At 70.4% G+C, this 16,031-nt stretch carries 16 protein-coding genes; 11 read left to right on the forward strand and 5 right to left on the reverse strand.

The features are described from left to right. The first annotated feature begins 56 nt into the window (after positions 1-56). The 9 genes from FQY79_RS06830 to FQY79_RS06870 all read left to right on the forward strand — a co-directional run bounded on the left by FQY79_RS06830 (position 57) and on the right by FQY79_RS06870 (position 7,481). Complete coding sequence (locus FQY79_RS06830) at positions 57-452, forward strand: hypothetical protein (protein WP_146312075.1); 396 nt, start codon at positions 57-59, stop codon at positions 450-452. Beyond that, positions 449-1,321 carry a F0F1 ATP synthase subunit A gene (gene atpB, locus FQY79_RS06835; RefSeq protein ID WP_146312077.1) on the forward strand — a complete coding sequence of 291 codons (873 nt, stop codon included), beginning with the start codon at positions 449-451 and terminating at the stop codon, positions 1,319-1,321. Before FQY79_RS06830 ends, atpB begins: the two co-directional genes overlap by 4 nt. A gap of 61 nt (positions 1,322-1,382) precedes the next feature. Continuing rightward, the gene (atpE, locus tag FQY79_RS06840; protein ID WP_146312079.1) at positions 1,383-1,661 is read left to right on the forward strand and encodes a F0F1 ATP synthase subunit C; all 279 of its coding nucleotides are present in this window, start codon (positions 1,383-1,385) and stop codon (positions 1,659-1,661) included. 89 nt (positions 1,662-1,750) lie between these two features. Next, complete coding sequence (locus tag FQY79_RS06845; RefSeq protein ID WP_146312081.1) at positions 1,751-2,236, forward strand: F0F1 ATP synthase subunit B; 486 nt, start codon at positions 1,751-1,753, stop codon at positions 2,234-2,236. 3 nt (positions 2,237-2,239) lie between these two features. After that, positions 2,240-2,767 (forward strand): F0F1 ATP synthase subunit delta, encoded by a 528-nt coding sequence (locus FQY79_RS06850; protein WP_146312083.1) that lies wholly within the window; start codon positions 2,240-2,242, stop codon positions 2,765-2,767. A 142-nt stretch (positions 2,768-2,909) separates the two neighbouring features. Then, complete coding sequence (gene atpA, locus FQY79_RS06855) at positions 2,910-4,475, forward strand: F0F1 ATP synthase subunit alpha (protein WP_146312086.1); 1,566 nt, start codon at positions 2,910-2,912, stop codon at positions 4,473-4,475. A gap of 126 nt (positions 4,476-4,601) precedes the next feature. Then, on the forward strand, positions 4,602-5,462 hold the full coding sequence (gene atpG, locus FQY79_RS06860; protein ID WP_146312087.1) for a F0F1 ATP synthase subunit gamma: 861 nt from the start codon (positions 4,602-4,604) through the stop codon (positions 5,460-5,462). Positions 5,463-5,568: 106 nt separating this feature from the next. Beyond that, a complete protein-coding gene (atpD, locus tag FQY79_RS06865) occupies positions 5,569-6,984 on the forward strand; it encodes a F0F1 ATP synthase subunit beta (protein WP_146312089.1) in 1,416 nt (471 codons plus the stop codon). Positions 6,985-7,058: 74 nt separating this feature from the next. After that, positions 7,059-7,481, forward strand: coding sequence for a F0F1 ATP synthase subunit epsilon (locus FQY79_RS06870; protein ID WP_146312091.1), 423 nt, complete (start codon positions 7,059-7,061; stop codon positions 7,479-7,481). Positions 7,482-7,539: 58 nt separating this feature from the next. On the opposite strand, the gene FQY79_RS06875 is transcribed toward FQY79_RS06870, so the two are convergent. Beyond that, positions 7,540-8,358, reverse strand: a complete 819-nt coding sequence (locus tag FQY79_RS06875) for a helix-turn-helix transcriptional regulator (RefSeq protein ID WP_146312093.1) — start codon at positions 8,356-8,358, stop codon at positions 7,540-7,542. 174 nt (positions 8,359-8,532) lie between these two features. On the opposite strand from FQY79_RS06875, the gene FQY79_RS06880 reads away from it, so the two are divergent. Further along, positions 8,533-10,014 carry an MFS transporter gene (locus tag FQY79_RS06880; RefSeq protein ID WP_222434252.1) on the forward strand — a complete coding sequence of 494 codons (1,482 nt, stop codon included), beginning with the start codon at positions 8,533-8,535 and terminating at the stop codon, positions 10,012-10,014. Here FQY79_RS06880 and FQY79_RS06885 read toward each other — a convergent pair. Beyond that, positions 10,002-10,385, reverse strand: coding sequence for a GtrA family protein (locus tag FQY79_RS06885; protein WP_146312096.1), 384 nt, complete (start codon positions 10,383-10,385; stop codon positions 10,002-10,004). The two genes, FQY79_RS06880 and FQY79_RS06885, sit on opposite strands and share 13 nt — an antisense overlap. A gap of 156 nt (positions 10,386-10,541) precedes the next feature. Here FQY79_RS06885 and glmU point away from each other — a divergent pair, with 156 nt between their 5' ends. After that, on the forward strand, positions 10,542-11,909 hold the full coding sequence (glmU, locus tag FQY79_RS06890; protein ID WP_146312098.1) for a bifunctional UDP-N-acetylglucosamine diphosphorylase/glucosamine-1-phosphate N-acetyltransferase GlmU: 1,368 nt from the start codon (positions 10,542-10,544) through the stop codon (positions 11,907-11,909). Between the two features lie 74 nt (positions 11,910-11,983). Here glmU and FQY79_RS06895 read toward each other — a convergent pair whose 3' ends face one another. From FQY79_RS06895 to FQY79_RS06905, 3 genes are all read right to left on the reverse strand, one after another. Continuing rightward, positions 11,984-13,282 carry a sensor histidine kinase gene (locus FQY79_RS06895; RefSeq protein ID WP_146312516.1) on the reverse strand — a complete coding sequence of 433 codons (1,299 nt, stop codon included), beginning with the start codon at positions 13,280-13,282 and terminating at the stop codon, positions 11,984-11,986. A 26-nt stretch (positions 13,283-13,308) separates the two neighbouring features. Next, complete coding sequence (locus tag FQY79_RS06900; protein ID WP_146312100.1) at positions 13,309-14,652, reverse strand: sigma-54-dependent transcriptional regulator; 1,344 nt, start codon at positions 14,650-14,652, stop codon at positions 13,309-13,311. Positions 14,653-14,739: 87 nt separating this feature from the next. Further along, positions 14,740-15,972, reverse strand: a complete 1,233-nt coding sequence (locus tag FQY79_RS06905) for an ABC transporter permease (protein ID WP_146312102.1) — start codon at positions 15,970-15,972, stop codon at positions 14,740-14,742. Between the last annotated feature and the right edge of the window lie 59 nt (positions 15,973-16,031).

The raw sequence follows: 16,031 nt of genomic DNA on the forward strand, positions 1-16,031 counted from the left end.
TTGTGCGCCGCACAAGGTTGCCGCCAGAAGCCCGCCACTGCTATAATTTTTCGGCTTTGCAGCAGCTCGAGCCAGGTACATCCCGATCCGATCCGGCCCGTCGCGCCGCCCTGCGGCTGCCGATGGCCCAGGGTGTGGCGGGACTGACCGGCGCGGGGGTGCTGGCGACGGTCGCCGGGGGTTCGCCCGCGGCGGCCTTTCTGATGGGTGCGACGGTGGTCGCCGCGGGGTCCGCGGTCTTCGCCTGGCGCACCGCAGGACGCGCGCCGGTGGCCCCCGCAGGACGCATGTTCATGCGTCTGCTGGTGGGTACCGGGCTCAAGTGGCTGGTGGTCGGCGCCGGGCTCGTCCTGGCGATGGGTGGCGCCGGCCTGCCTGCGGGATTCGTGCTGGGTGGGGCGCTGGTGGCCCTCCTGGTCTCCATGATTGGCTTGCCCTGGTTGCTTCGATGATCCGTGATCTCCTCCGCGCTGCCGGCGAAAGCCCCAGCGAATACGTCACCCATCACCTCAAGCACTGGCAAATCTCGATCGGCGACGGCGCGTTCTGGACCGTCAACGTCGACAGCCTGCTGGTCTCGGTGCTCGTCGGCGTGCTGACGATGGGCACCTTCTGGTTGATGGCCCGCCGCGCCACGTCCGGGGTGCCCTCGAAGTTCCAGGCGTTCATCGAGATGGCGGTCGGCTTCATCGACACCCAGGTCAAGGACGTGTTCCACGGCAACCGCAGCTTCGTCGCGCCGGTGGCGCTGACGATCTTCATGTGGGTGTTCATGATGAACGCGCTGAAGATGGTGCCGGTGGACTTCTTCCCCGCGCTCACCTCGGCCCTGGGCCTGGAGTACTTCCGGGTCGTCCCCACCACCGACCTGAACATCACCTCGGCCATGGCGCTCGCCGTGCTGCTGCTGATGTTCGCCTTCGCGATCGGCTCCAAGGGCGTGGGCGGCTTCGGCAAGGAGCTGCTCACCGCGCCGTTCCACGGCAGCGGGGTGATGAAGGTCGTGCTGGCGCCGTTCAACCTCGCCCTGAACATCATCGAGTACCTGTCCAAGCCGGTCAGCCTGGCGATGCGACTGTTCGGCAACATGTACGCCGGCGAGCTGGTGTTCCTGCTGATCGCGCTGCTCGGCGCGGCCGGCGGAAACATGATCCTGGAAGCGGGCCTGGCGGCGAAGGCCGGTGGCGTGCTCGCCTTCATCGGCGCGGTGCTGGCCGGCGCGGCCTGGTCGATCTTCCATATCCTGGTCATCACGCTCCAGGCCTTCATCTTCATGATCCTGTCGGTCGTGTACTTCTCGATGTCGGCCGAGTCGCACTGACCGGGCCGGGCGACCGCATCCTTTTCCCTTCACCCTAGTAGATCCACCCGAGGAACCCACCATGGAACTCTCCGCTCTCATCGCCGCCGTCCAGGGCAACACCGCGCTTGCGATCGGCATCATCATCGGCCTCGGCGCGCTCGGCGCCTGCGTCGGCATCGGCATCATGGGCTCGAAGTTCCTCGAGAGTGCCGCGCGCCAGCCGGAGCTGGTGCCGATGCTGTCGGGCCGCATGTTCCTGCTCGCCGGCCTGATCGACGCGGCGTTCATCATCGGCCTGGCGATCGCGCTGTTCTTCGCGTTCGCCAACCCGCTGCTGAGCGCCCTGCAGGCGGCCTGACACGGGTCGCCGGCCGCGCGCCCGGCTGACGGCGCGCGGCCAGGGTCGGGCGCGCTCGCGCGCCCGTGCGCCAATCGCGGAGCATCACGATGCAATTCAACGCCACATTCCTGGGTCAAGGCCTCGCGTTCGCGATCCTGATCTGGTTCACCTGGAAGTTCATCTGGCCGCCGCTGATGCGGGCGATCGAGGAGCGCCAGCAGAAGATCGCCGAGGGCCTGGCCGCGGCCGACAATGCCCAGAAGAACCTCGCCCAGGCCGAGGAGAAGGTCGCCGAGGAGCTCAAGGCGGCCCGCGCCAAGGCCAACGAGATCATCGAGCAGGCGCACCAGCGCGCGAACCAGATCATCGATGCCGCCAAGGCCGAGGCGATCGCCGAGGCACAGCGCCAGAAGGCGCTGGTGGAAGCCGAGATAGAGGCGTCCGCCAACCGCGCCCGCGAGGACCTGCGCCGCCAGGTCTCGTCGCTGGCCGTGGCCGGCGCCGAGAAGCTGCTGCGCCGCGAGATCAACGCTGAGGCGCACAAGGCGCTGCTCGACGAGCTCGCCGCGCAGCTGGCCGACAAGGCGGCCTGATCGATGAGCCAGGCACTGACCCTCGCCAGGCCCTACGCCCGCGCCGCGTTCCTGATCGCGAAGGACGCCGGCGCGCTCGCGGAGTGGTCCGCGGCGCTCGACTTCGCGGCCCGCATCGCCGCCGACCCGCAGGCTTCCCAGGTGCTGGGTCATCCGGCCCTGACCCGCGAGCAGGCGGTCGCGCTGCTCGCGCCCGAGGCCGCGCCGGCGTCGTTCAACGACTTCCTCTCGCTGCTGGCCGACAACCGCCGGATCGGGCTGCTGCCCGAAATCGCGGGGCTGTACGCGGGGCTGCGCGCGGACGCCGAGCAGGTGGTGAAGGTCCAGGTCACATCGGCCACGGCGCTGCCCGAGGCCGAGCTGGACTCGATCAGGGCGGCGCTGCGCAAGCGCTTCGGCCGCGAGGTCGAGCTCGAGACCTCGGTCGACGAGGCCCTGATCGGCGGCGCGGTCATCGCCGCCGGCGACGTGGTCATCGACGGCTCGCTGCGCGGCAAGCTGGCGCGGCTGCAGGCGGCGTTGGCGCAATGAAGCGTGAGCCGTGAGCAGGCGCTCGTGATCCGGGGAACGGCCTGACCGCCCGCCGGTCACGGACCCCGGACACGAAGCACCCATCACGACACAACCGAAATCCGAATGCCGCGCCCGCGGCATACGACCAGGAAGCAAAGCAATGGCAACCACCACGCTCAACCCGTCCGAAATCAGCGAGCTGATCAAGACCCGCATCGAGAAGGTCAAGCTGTCCGCGGAGGCGCGCAACGAAGGCGTCGTCACCTCGGTGGCCGACGGCATCGTGCGCATCTACGGCCTCGCCGACGCGATGCAGGGCGAGATGATCGAGCTCCCGTCCGCGGGCGACGGCACCCCGACCTACGCCCTGGCGCTGAACCTGGAGCGCGACTCGGTCGGCGCCGTGGTGCTCGGCGACTACGAGCACCTGCGCGAGGGCGACACCGCCAAGACCACCGGCCAGATCCTGTCGGTGCCGACCGGTCCGGAGCTGCTCGGCCGCGTGGTGAACGCGCTCGGCGAGCCGATCGACGGCAAGGGTCCGATCAACGCCAGGACCTCGGCCCCGGTCGAGCGCGTGGCCCCGGGCGTGATCTGGCGCAAGTCGGTCGACCAGCCGGTCCAGACCGGCTACAAGTCGGTCGACGCGATGACCCCGATCGGCCGCGGCCAGCGCGAGCTGATCATCGGCGACCGCCAGACCGGCAAGACCGCGATGGCGATCGACACGGTGATCAACCAGAAGGGCACCGGCATCAAGTGCGTGTACGTGGCGATCGGCCAGAAGGCCTCGACCGTCGCCAACATCGTGCGCCGCCTCGAGGAGAACGGCGCGCTCGAGCACACCATTGTGGTCGCCGCCACCGCGTCCGAGTCGGCCGCGATGCAGTACATCTCCGCGTACTCGGGCTGCACCATGGGCGAGTACTTCATGGACCGCGGCCAGGACGCGCTGATCGTCTACGACGACCTGTCCAAGCAGGCCGTGGCCTACCGCCAGATCTCGCTGCTGCTGCGCCGCCCGCCGGGCCGCGAGGCGTACCCGGGCGACGTGTTCTACCTGCACAGCCGCCTGCTCGAGCGCGCCGCGCGCGTTTCGGCCGAGTACGTCGAGAAGTTCACCAACGGCGAGGTCAAGGGCAAGACCGGTTCGCTGACCGCGCTGCCGATCATCGAGACCCAGGCCGGCGACGTGTCCGCGTTCGTGCCGACCAACGTGATCTCGATCACCGACGGCCAGATCTTCCTCGAGACCGACCTGTTCAACGCCGGCATCCGCCCGGCGGTGAACGCCGGCATCTCGGTGTCGCGCGTGGGTGGCGCGGCGCAGACCAAGATCATCAAGAAGCTGTCGGGCGGCATCCGCATCGCCCTGGCCCAGTACCGCGAGCTGGCGGCGTTCGCCCAGTTCGCCTCGGACCTGGACGAAGCGACCCGCAAGCAGCTCGAGCGCGGCCAGCGCGTCACCGAGCTGATGAAGCAGAAGCAGTACCAGCCGATGTCGATCGCCAACCAGGCGCTGTCGATCTACGCGGTCAACGAGGGCTACCTCGACGACGTGCCGGTGGCCAAGGTGCTGGCGTTCGAAGAGGCGCTGCACGCCCACTTCGCCAACACCCGCGGCGAGCTGATGGAGCGGATCAACGCCAGCGGCGACTGGAACAACGAGATCGAGGCCGAGTACCGCGCCGGGATCGAGGAGTTCAGGAAGACCGGGTCCTACTGAGCCGCGAGGCCAGTGGGACGGGCCGCCGGCGACGGCGGCCGGAACGAGTGGAGTGACGGGTCCGTGGGCGGTTCATCGGTAACCGCGCACGGCCGAGCAGGAAACACCGCGAGCGGAGCAAGCTAGATGGCTGGTGGACGGGAAATCAAGACCAAGATCAAGAGCGTGCAGAACACCCGCAAGGTGACGCGCGCGCTGGAGATGGTCTCGGCCTCGAAGATCCGCAAGGCGCAGGAGCGGATGAAGGCCTCGCGCCCGTACGCGCGCGCGATGCGGCAGCTGATCGGCCACCTGGCCCAGGCGAACTCGGAGTTCAGGCACCCGTACCTGGTCGAACGCGCCGAAGTCAAGCGCGTCGGCTACGTCATCGTCTCGTCCGACCGCGGCCTGGCCGGCGGCCTGAACAACAACCTGTTCCGCAAGCTGCTGGTGGAGATCCGGCAGTGGCAGGAGACGGGCGTCGAGGTGGACGTGGTCACCATCGGCCAGAAGGCCACGGTGTTCTTCCGCCGCCTGAAGCTGCGCATGCTAGCCAGCGTCACCCACCTGGGCGACCAGCCGCAGGTGGAGCAGCTGGTCGGCGTGATCAAGGTCATGCTCGACGGCTACGACGCCGGCGACGTGGACAAGGTGTTCCTGGTCTACAACGACTTCGTCAACACCATGACCCAGCGCGCGGCGTTCGACCAGCTGCTGCCGCTGCCGCCGTCCGAGGCGGTGGCCCAGCACGACTGGGATTACATCTACGAGCCCGACGCCGAGGCCGTGCTCAGCCACGTGCTCACCCGCTACATCGAGTCGCTGGTGTACCAGGCGGTGATGGAGAACGTGGCGTCCGAGCACGCGGCGCGCATGGTGGCGATGAAGGCGGCCAGCGACAACGCCACCAAGCTCATCGACACCCTGAACCTGATCTACAACAAGGCCCGCCAGGCCGCCATCACCCAGGAGATCTCCGAGATCGTGGGCGGCGCCGCGGCGGTCTGAGCCCGGTCCCGCGGGCGCCGCGCCCGCGGGGCTTCCCCTCCGGGGGTTGCGGAAAGCCCCGGCGGTTTTCCGGAACATCCGGTTTTCGAATCAAGCGAGTAGTGACATGAACGCCACCGTTTCACAAGGCAAGATCGTCCAGATCATCGGCGCCGTGGTCGACGTCGAGTTCCCGCGCAGCGAAGTGCCGAAGGTGTACGACGCGCTCAAGGTGCAGGGCACGGACATCACGCTGGAAGTACAGCAGCAGCTTGGCGACGGGGTGGTGCGCGCGATCGCGCTTGGCTCCACCGACGGCCTCAAGCGCAACCTGGTCGCCGTGAACACGGGCCGGGCGATCTCGGTGCCGGTCGGCCCCGGGACCCTGGGCCGGATCATGGACGTGCTCGGCAACCCGATCGACGAGGCCGGCCCGGTCAAGTCCGAGACCACCTGGGAGATCCACCGCCCGGCGCCGTCCTACGAGGACCAGTCCTCGACCACGGAACTGCTCGAGACCGGCATCAAGGTGATCGACCTGATGTGCCCGTTCGCCAAGGGCGGCAAGGTCGGCCTGTTCGGCGGCGCCGGCGTGGGCAAGACCGTCAACATGATGGAGCTGATCAACAACATCGCGACCGAGCACTCGGGCCTGTCGGTGTTCGCCGGCGTGGGCGAGCGCACCCGCGAGGGCAACGACTTCTACCACGAGATGCAGGAGTCGGGCGTCGTCAACACCGCCGAGCCGGAGAAGTCGAAGGTGGCGATGGTGTACGGCCAGATGAACGAGCCGCCCGGCAACCGCCTGCGCGTCGCGCTGACCGGCCTGACCATGGCCGAGTACTTCCGCGACGAGGGCCGCGACGTGCTGCTGTTCGTGGACAACATCTACCGCTACACCCTGGCCGGTACCGAGGTGTCCGCGCTGCTGGGCCGCATGCCGTCGGCGGTGGGCTACCAGCCGACCCTGGCCGAGGAAATGGGCGTGCTGCAGGAACGCATCACCTCCACCAAGACCGGTTCGATCACCTCGATCCAGGCCGTGTACGTGCCCGCGGACGACCTGACCGACCCGTCGCCGGCGACCACCTTCGCCCACCTCGATGCCACCGTCGTGCTGTCGCGAAACATCGCCGCGCTGGGCATCTACCCGGCGGTGGACCCGCTGGATTCGACCTCGCGCCAGCTCGACCCGAACGTGATCGGCCACGAGCACTACGACACCGCGCGCCGCGTCCAGGCCACGCTGCAGAAGTACAAGGAGCTCAAGGACATCATCGCGATCCTGGGCATGGACGAGCTGTCGGAGGACGACAAGCTGGCCGTGGCCCGCGCGCGCAAGATCGAGCGCTTCTTCTCGCAGCCGTTCCACGTCGCCGAGGTGTTCACCGGATCGCCGGGCAAGTACGTCTCGCTCAAGGAGACCATCCGCGGCTTCAAGGGCATCGTCGACGGCGACTACGACCACCTGCCGGAGCAGGCGTTCTACATGGTCGGCACCATCGACGAGGCGGTGGAGAAGGCGAAGAAGATCGCGGCCTGAGGCCGCGGCCTTCCCGGGGCCGGGGCCGTTGATGAGGCCCGGTCCCCGGATCCCCCTGGAGTAGCGAGGAAACCATGTCCACCATCCGTTGCGACATCGTCAGCGCCGAAGCCGAGATCTTCCAGGGCGAAGCGACCCTGGTCGTGGCCACGGGCGAGATGGGCGAGCTCGGCATCGCGCCGCGCCACGCGCCGCTGATCACCCGGCTCAAGCCCGGCAAGGTCGTGGTGACCCGGCCCGACGGCAGCCAGCTCGACTTCGCGATCGGCGGCGGCATCCTCGAGGTGCAGCCGCAGGTGGTGACGATCCTGGCCGACACCGCGATCCGCGCCGACGAGATCGACGAGGCCAAGGTGCGCGCGGCCAAGGAAGAGGCCGAGCGGGTGCTGGCCGGCCGCGGCGAGGCGATGGACGTCGCCGAGGCGCAGCAGAAGCTGGCCGAGGTCATGGCCCAGCTCTCGGCGCTCGAGCGCCTGCGCAAGAACCTCAAGCACTGAGGCGCGGCGCCCGCGCCGCATCCGCGGAAACGCCGGCCCCGTGCCGGCGTTTTCCGTTTCAGGCGGTGTCCCCGGCGGAAGCCGCGGCGCGGAAGTAGACCACCATCCGCACCGGCCGGTACTCGTCGACCACCAGGGTGGCGTGGCGGAAATCCGACGCATGGCCTTCCTCGTCGAGGATCGAGGTCAGCCCGCGCCGGGGACGCGCGGCGGACGGAAGTTCCTTCCACCATCGCCGGAACCGCGGGGATAGCCTTTGCAGGTCGTCCACCAGCGAGCGCAGGGCAGGGTCGTCGGGGGCCAGCGCATGGTCGCGCTTGAACTCGGCAAGCATGCCGGCCGCGTCCTCCTCCCACGCCGGCAGTCGTCGCCGCAGCCGGGGGCTGGCGAACACCATGTGCAGCAGGTTGCGCTCGTCCGGTGCCTGTTCCGAGAAGCCGAACAGGCCGTCGGCAGGCCGGTTCCAGGCCAGCACGTCCCAACGCAGGTCGAGCAGGTGCGCGGGCCGCGCATGCAGCTCGTCGAGCAGCTGCCGCACGAGCGGATCCAGCGCCGGCGCCTCGTAGCTTCCCGGCGGGGGCGCGCGTCCGTGCGCGAGCAGGAAGAGATGGCAACACTCGGCATCGTCCAGGCGCAGCGCCCTGGCGACGCGCAGCAGGAAATCCTCGGACACTCCGATATCGCGTCCTTGCTCGAACCAGGTGTACCAGGTGAGCCCCACCCCGGCGAGGGCGGCCACCTCTTCGCGCCGCAGGCCCGGCGTGCGCCGGCGTCCTCCCGGGGGCAGGCCCACGTCCGCTGGGGTCAGCCGGCGGCGGTGGCGAAGCAGGAACGCCGACAGCTCCGGGCGTCGGCGGGCAAGGCTCCGGCGCGCCACGATATCACTCCTTGTAACAGGATAAACAGCAAAATTGTAACCCTATCCACGTGCGGGAAAACTGTCGGCCCCTTACCTGCGGAAGTCGACATGTCATCGTGTGTCCTGCATGCGGCGGCGGCGCCGGAGCCACGGGCCGGACGGCGTGCGTGGATTGGCCTGGCCGTCCTTGCCTTGCCCACCCTGCTGTTGGGGCTGGACGTCACCATCCTGTACCTGGCCCTCCCGGCGCTGTCCGTGGAGCTGGGAGCCACCAGCGTGCAGGCGCTCTGGATCATGGACGCCTACGGGTTCCTGATCGCGGCGTGCCTGGTGGCGATGGGCGCGCTGGGCGATCACGTCGGCAGGCGGCGTCTGTTGATGGTCGGCACCGCGGCGTTCGCGGCCGCTTCGCTGATGGCCGCCTTCTCGCCCAATGCGCCGATGCTGATCCTCGCACGGGCGGCGCTGGGCGTGGCCGGGGCCACCCTGATGCCGTCCGCCCTGGCATTGATCAGCAACATGTTCGCCGCTCCCCGCGAGCGTGCGCTGGCCATCGGGATCTGGGCCACCATGTTCGCGCTCGGCATGGCGCTGGGCCCGCTCCTCGGCGGGTTCCTGCTCCAGCGGTTCTGGTGGGGCGCTGCATTTCTCGTCGCCGTGCCGGTCGCGGCGCTGGTCCTGGTGGCGGCGCCGCGCCTGCTCCCCGAGTACCGCGCCGCCCGCGGCCGGATGCCGGACGTGGCCGGGATCGTCCAGTCGTTGCTGGCCATGCTGGCCCTGGTATACGGGATCAAGGAGCTCGGGCGTGGCGGACCGGGGTGGGCGCCGCTGGCCTGGATGCTCGTCGGCCTTGCACTGGGTGCAGCGTTCGTCCGTCGCCAGCGCAGGCTTGCGAGCCCGCTGCTGGATCTGTCGCTGTTTGGCCATCGAACCTTTTCCGCGGCCCTGCTGGTGCTGGTGTTCGGACTGGTGGCGGTCGCCGGCGCCATGCTGCTGGTCAGCCAGTACCTGCAGCTGATCGCGGGGCTCGCGCCGCTGGAGGCGGGGCTCCGGCTGGGTCCGCCGGCGCTGGCGATGGTGGCCGCTGGCGTCGGCGCGCCGCTCCTCGCCCGCCGCGTGCGCCCGGGCCTGGTGGTGGCGGGATCGCTCGCCCTGTCGGCCGCGGGCTACCTGCTGATGGGGATCGCCGGGAGCGGGGCCAGCTTCGTGGTTGCCGGTTTCGCGCTCTCCTACCTGGGCCTGGGCACGATCGCCGCCCTGGGAACGGACCTGGTGGTGGGCGCGGCCCGGCCGGAGCAGGCGGGCGCGGCCGCCGCGCTCTCGGAGACCGCGCAGGAACTGGGCATCGCCATCGGCGTGGCCCTCGTGGGCAGCCTGTCCAATGCCGTGTACCGGATGCAGATGGCCGGGACGATCCTGCCGTCCCGGGAGGCCGACGACCTGCGCGCCGCGCTGCTGGACAGCCTGGCGGCGGCGACTGCGCGCGCCGACCGGTTGCCTCCTTCCTTGCTCGACCGCGCGCGCGAGGCCTTCCTCGAAGGCTTCAGCGTCTCCACCCTTGCCTGCGCGGCGCTGGTGTCGGCGCTCGCCGCGCTTGCGGCCATCCTGTTGCGCGACGTGGGGGTCGGGGCCGTGCCCCTGGACGCAACGGCCCGACGCCCTCAGCGCCGGTAGATCCAGTGCCGGGACAGCACGAAGCCCACCAGCCCGAGCGCGATCTCGACCAGCGGCTTGGCCAGCCAGGCCCACTCAAGACCGAGCACGTCGTCCACCGCGCCGACCGCGACCGTGCTCGCGGCGGTGGTGCACAGCCAGAGGAAGGCGAAGCGTTGGAACTGCACCCGGCCCATCGCGGAGTGCTCGCCGGCGAAGGTGAACTTGCCGTTGAGCCAGTAGCCCAGCATCGCGCCGCTGACGCGGCCGGTGACATTGGCCGGCTGGATCAGCATGCCCAGGTGCGACAGCCAGACCGTCACGCCCCAGTCGAGCAGCCACTGCAGGCCGCCGATCGCGAGGAAGTGGCTGCCCTGGCGCCTCAGGGTCACGGCCGCGCTCCAGGCCGGTGGGTGGTCCGGGAATCCATCCGCGCGAGCCTAGCGCCGTCCGGGTTAACGCGGCATTGGCACGCCGCCCGGCGGCCGCGCGGGCGCGCGGATTCCGTCACCGCTTAGAATCCACGCACCCGGAACGATGGAAGCGCAATGGCCAGACCCCTGCACGTCGTGATCCTCGCCGCCGGCGAGGGCAAGCGGATGAAGTCCTCGCTGCCCAAGGTGCTGCAGCGGGTCGCCGGGCGACCGATGCTGGCGCACGTGATCGCCACCGCGCGCGAGCTGCAGCCGGCCGGGATCCACGTGGTGTACGGCCATGGCGGCGACCAGGTGCGCGCCGCGTTCGCCGACCAGGCCGACCTGGCCTGGGCCGAGCAGGCGCGCCAGCTCGGCACCGGCCACGCGGTGCAGCAGGCGATGCCGGGCGTGCCGGACGAGGCCCGGGTGCTGGTGATGTACGGCGATGCGCCGCTGCTCACCGTCGCCACCCTGCGCCGGCTGCTGGGCGCGGGCGGCCGGCTGGCGCTGCTCGCCGCCGAGCTGGCCGACCCGGCCGGCTACGGGCGGGTGGTGCGCGATGCCGAGGGCAACGTGGCCGCGGTGGTCGAGGAGAAGGACGCCAGCGACGCGCAGCGCGCCATCCGCTTGGCCAACACTGGCGTGATCGCCGCCGACGCCGACGCGCTCAAGGGCTGGCTGGCGCGCCTGTCCAACGACAACGCCCAGGGCGAGTATTACCTGACCGACGTGGCCGCGATGGCCGCGGCCGACTTCGCCGCGGCCGAACTGGTGATCGTCGACGACCCGGGCGAAACCGAGGGCGCCAACGATCCCTGGCAGCTGGCCCAGCTCGAGCGCGCGTTCCAGCGCCGCGCGGTGCGCGCACTGTGCCTGCAGGGCGCGCGCGTGGCCGATCCGGCGCGGATCGACATCCGCGGCGAGGTGGTGGTCGGGCGCGACGTCGAGATCGACGTCGACGTGGTGTTCGAGGGCCGGGTGGAGCTGGGCGACGGCGTGCGCATCGGTCCCTTCACCCGGCTCAGGGACGTGGTGCTCGCGGCCGGGACCCAGGTACGGGCGCATTGCGACCTGGAAGGCGCGCGCACCGAAGGCGCGGTCCAGATCGGTCCGTTCGCGCGCCTGCGCCCCGGCACGGTCCTGGCCGATGGCGTGCACGTGGGCAACTTCGTCGAGGCCAAGAACACGCGCATGGGCGCGGGCAGCAAGGCCAACCACCTGACCTACCTGGGCGACGCGGTGGTCGGGGCGAAGGTCAACGTGGGCGCGGGCACCATCACCTGCAACTACGACGGGGTCAACAAGGCCACGACCACGATCGGTGACGGTGCCTTCATCGGCTCCAACACCGCGCTGGTGGCGCCGGTCACGGTCGGCGAAGGCGCGACCATCGGCGCCGGCTCGGTGGTCAGCCGCGATGCGCCCCCGGGCAAGCTCACCGTGGCCCGGGCGCGGCAGGCGACGATCGACGGGTGGAAGCGCCCGGAAAAGAAGGCCTGATGCCGTATCGCGTAGTCCGGACGGCGCCGCGGGCCGCATCCTGGTCCAGGCGTCGGCGGTGCGAAGGCGGAGGGTTACGCCTGGCCCGGCAACACCATCGACACGCACAGGCCGCCGTCCTTGCGGTTGAGCAGGGCGATGCGGCCGCCGTGGGCCTCGGCGATCTCGCGCGCCAGGGCCAGGCCCAGGCCGGTGCCGCTGCGCTTGGTCGAATAGAAGGGCAGCAGCGCGTTGGACAGCACCGCCTCGTTCATGCCGCCGCCGCGGTCGAGCACGTCGATCCGCCAGCCGTCGGCGATCCGCCGCACCGCCACCGACACCCCTTCCGGCGGCGAGCCCGACTCGTGCGCGTTCTTGAGCAGGTTGAGCATCGCCTGCTCCATCTGCGCCGGGTCGAAGCGCAGCACCTCGTCGGGCACCACGCCCTCGATGGCGAACGGCACCTGGGTGCGCAGCTTGTCGATGAACCGCGCCAGCGACACCGGTTCGTCGCGAGGCGCGGGCAGCTTGGCGAAGCGGGCGTAGTCGCGCAGGAAGCCCTCGAGGTGGCGGGTGCGTTCCTCGATCGTGGCCAGCGCCAGCGGCAGCTTCCCGAGTTGGCCGCGGCGCAGCAGTTCGGCGCCCGAGTGCGCCAGCGAGGCGATCGGCGCCAGCGAGTTGTTCAGTTCGTGGCTGATCACCCGGATCACCTTCTTCCAGGTCTGCACCTCCTGGCGGCGCAGCTCGGCAGTCATCTGCCGCAGCAGCACCAGTTCGTGGGGGCGCCCGTTGAGGCGGAACATGCGCCGGGCGAGGTGGTAGATCTCCTCGTGGTCCTCGTCGCCGACGGTGAACATGCCGTCGCCGCCGCGGGCGAAGGCTTCGCCCACCGCGGCCGGCGCCTCGCCCAGCAGTTCGTCCAGGGCACGTCCCTCGAGTTGCCGGCCATTGCCGAACATCCGCCGCGCGGCCAGGTTGCCCAGCACCACCCGCCGGCCGGGGTCGAGCAGCAGCATCGCCACCGGCGTGTTCTGGACCATGGTGTCGAGCAGCAGTTCGCGCTGCACCAGCGACAGCCGCTGCTCGCGCAGGGCCTGGCCGAGCTGGTTGTGCGCGTTGACCAGTTCGACCAGGTCGCCGTAGCGGTCCCAGGAGATGCCGAAGCTGAAGTCGCCGTCGCGGTAGCTGGCGACGGTGCCGGTCAACGCCCGGATCAGCCCGCGCAGCGGCACGAACGTGCGCCGGACCACCAGCCCTGCCAGGAGGCCGCATCCGGCGGCAGCGAGCAGGGCCGCCGGCCAGGGCGGCATCCACGCCGCGAGCCCGGCGGTGGCCGCGGCCGCGCCCACCGCCGTGAACGCCACCAGGACGACCATGCGTACCGCCAGCGGCATGAGTCTGAGGGCACGCATGGCGTCGCTCAGCCGCGCGGGATGCCGTAGCGGTCCATGCGCCGGTACAGCGCCTGCCGCGACATGCCCAGGTCCGACGCCGCCTGCGCGATCACGCCGCCGGCGCGCTGCAGCGCCTCTTCGATCGCCGCGCGCCCGGGTTCCTCGCCGTGGGCGACGATGGCCGGATCCTGCGGCGGCGCGGCCAGGCCGAGCGCGGCCGCTTCGATCGTGTCGCCCGACAGCAACGCCGCGCGCTGCACCGCGTTGCGCAGTTCGCGCACGTTGCCCGGCCAGGAATGTTCGAGCAGGGCGCGCTCGGCCTGGCGGCTGAAGGCCTTGCCGGCGGGCAGGAAGTGGCGCGCGAGCGGCAGGATGTCGCGTGGCCGCCTGGCCAGCGGCGGAAGCCGCAGTTCGATGCCGTTGAGGCGATAGTAGAGGTCCTCGCGGAACCGTCCGTCGGCGATCATCGCGGCGAGGTCGGCGTTGGTGGCGCTGACCACGCGCACGCGCACGCTGCGTTCCTGGGTGGCGCCCAGGCGCTGGAAACGCCCGCTCTCGAGCACCCGCAGCAGCTTGACCTGGCCGGCCGGCGGCAGGGTGCCGATCTCGTCCAGGAACAGGGTGCCGCCATCGGCGGCTTCGAACTTGCCGATGCGGGCCTTGTTGCCGGCGCCGGTGTAGGCGCCCGGTTCGGCGCCGAACAGTTCGGCCTCGATCAGTTCGCTCGGCAGCGCACCGCAGTTCACCGCCACGAACGGCCCCGACTTCACCGCCGAGTTGTAGTGGATGATCTCGGCGTACTTCTCCTTGCCCGCGCCGTTGGGGCCGGTGACCAGCACCGGCAGCTCCGAGCGCGCGACCTGCAGCGCCAGCGACACCACCGTCTCGCTGGCGACGTCGTCATAGACCAGTCCGCGCAGGTCGTGGTCGCGCGCCATCGCCTCGCGCCGGCCGCGCTCGCCGGCGCTGCGCGCGGCCAGTTCGCGCCGGGTCTCGGCCAGCTCCAGCAGGTTGTTCACCGAGGCCAGCAGCTTGTGGTCGTCCCAGGGCTTGCCGAGGTAGTCGGCGGCGCCGGCCTTGATCAGGTCCACCGCCGACTCCAGCCGGGTCCAGGCGGTGAGCAGGATCACCGGCATGTCCGGGTGCCGGGCGCGGATCTCGCGGAACAGCGCCACGCCTTCGTCCCCGGAAGTGGTGTCGGCGTGGAAGTTCATGTCCTGGATCACCAGGTCGATGCCGCCGCGACCCAGCACCTCCAGTCCCGGTTCCGGGCCGTCGGCGTGCACCACGTCGATGTCGTGGAGCGAGAACAGCAGTTCCAGCGCGGTGCCGACGGAAGGATTGTCGTCGATGACCAGGACGGTGGGCATGGCGTCGCGGGAAATGGCCAGTCGCTATCCTAGCGATTGTCAGTGGGCGGTGGCGCGGCGGCGCGTGGCAGCCGGCCCATCGTCGCCTCAGACGCTGCGCGTGGCGATGGCCGGGGGCACCGCGGCCGCGCGCCGCGCCGGGCCGAACACCGAGGCCTGGCCGAGCAGCCACAGCGCCAGCGCGCCGATCGGCAGGTAGTGCAGCGGCAGCCGCGTCAGTTCGTAGCGCTCCATCAGCAGGTGGTTGATCGCGTACGCGGCGAGCATGCCCAGCACGATGCCGATCGTGGCCAGCAGGAAGTTCTCGGTCTGGAAGTAGCGCATGATCTGGGTCCGGGTGGCGCCCAGCGCACGCCGCACGCCGATCTGCTTGGTCCGCTGCTGGACCCAGAAACTGGCCAGGCCGACGATGCCCAGCGCGGTCACCAGCAGCAGCGCCACGCACACGATGCCCAGCAGCCAGGCCATGGCCCGCGGCGCCTGGTAGTACTCGTTGCGCAGTTCCTCGAAGGTCCTGGTGTTCTCCTCGAGGATGATCCGGTCGCTGCCGTTGCCGCGCAGCGCCGCCACGGCGGCGTCCAGGACCTCCTGGCGGCGCGAGGGCTCGGTGCGCACCACGTAGTTGCCGCCGACGTTGTAGTGCGGGCGCAGCGGCAGGATCATCGAGTACTCGCGCGCGGACGGCCCGCCGAGCTGGCTCGGCCGCACCAGGTGCTCGACCACGCCGACGATCCGGACCGGTTCGTTGCCCCAGCTGTAGATCGACTTGCCCACAGCGTCCTCGCCCGGGAACAGGCGTTCGGCCATCTTGCGGGTGATGATCACGGCCGGTATCGCCGGCCGCGGGTCGGCCTGGTTGTAGTCCTCGTAGTCGACGAACTCGTCCGGGTTGAAGTGCCGGCCGGCCACCAGGTCCAGGCCGAAGGTGTCCATGAAGCCTTCCTCGACCAGGTAGCTCGTCGCCACCAGGGTCGCCTGCTGCTGGTCCGGGGTGACGCGCACGCCGCTGTTCCACGACGAGTTCACGAACGGCACCTGGTTGGTGACGGTGGCGTTCTTCACCCCCGGGATGGCGCGCAGGTTGGCCAGGTCGGTGCGGGTGCGGGCGGCCTGGTCGGGATCGCCGCCGATGCTGACGATCTGCACCCGGACCAGTTCGTTCTCCGCCAGGCCGCTGACCTCGCGCACCTGTTCCAGGCGGTCGCTGATGATGAACAGGGCGTTGCAGATGATGGCGCAGGTCAGCGCGATCTCCAGCACGATCAGCGCGGCCGCGGTCTTGTGCCGCTTCAGGGTCGAGAGGATGGGAAGGATGTCCATGGGAGGCTCCGTGTCTCGGTAAGAGGCCCGCCGGGCGGGTGCCGCGGCGGGGCCGGCGG

Origin of the sequence: Luteimonas wenzhouensis, assembly GCF_007859305.1 — a bacterium.
In the GTDB taxonomy this organism is placed as follows: Bacteria; Pseudomonadota; Gammaproteobacteria; order Xanthomonadales; family Xanthomonadaceae; genus Luteimonas; species Luteimonas wenzhouensis.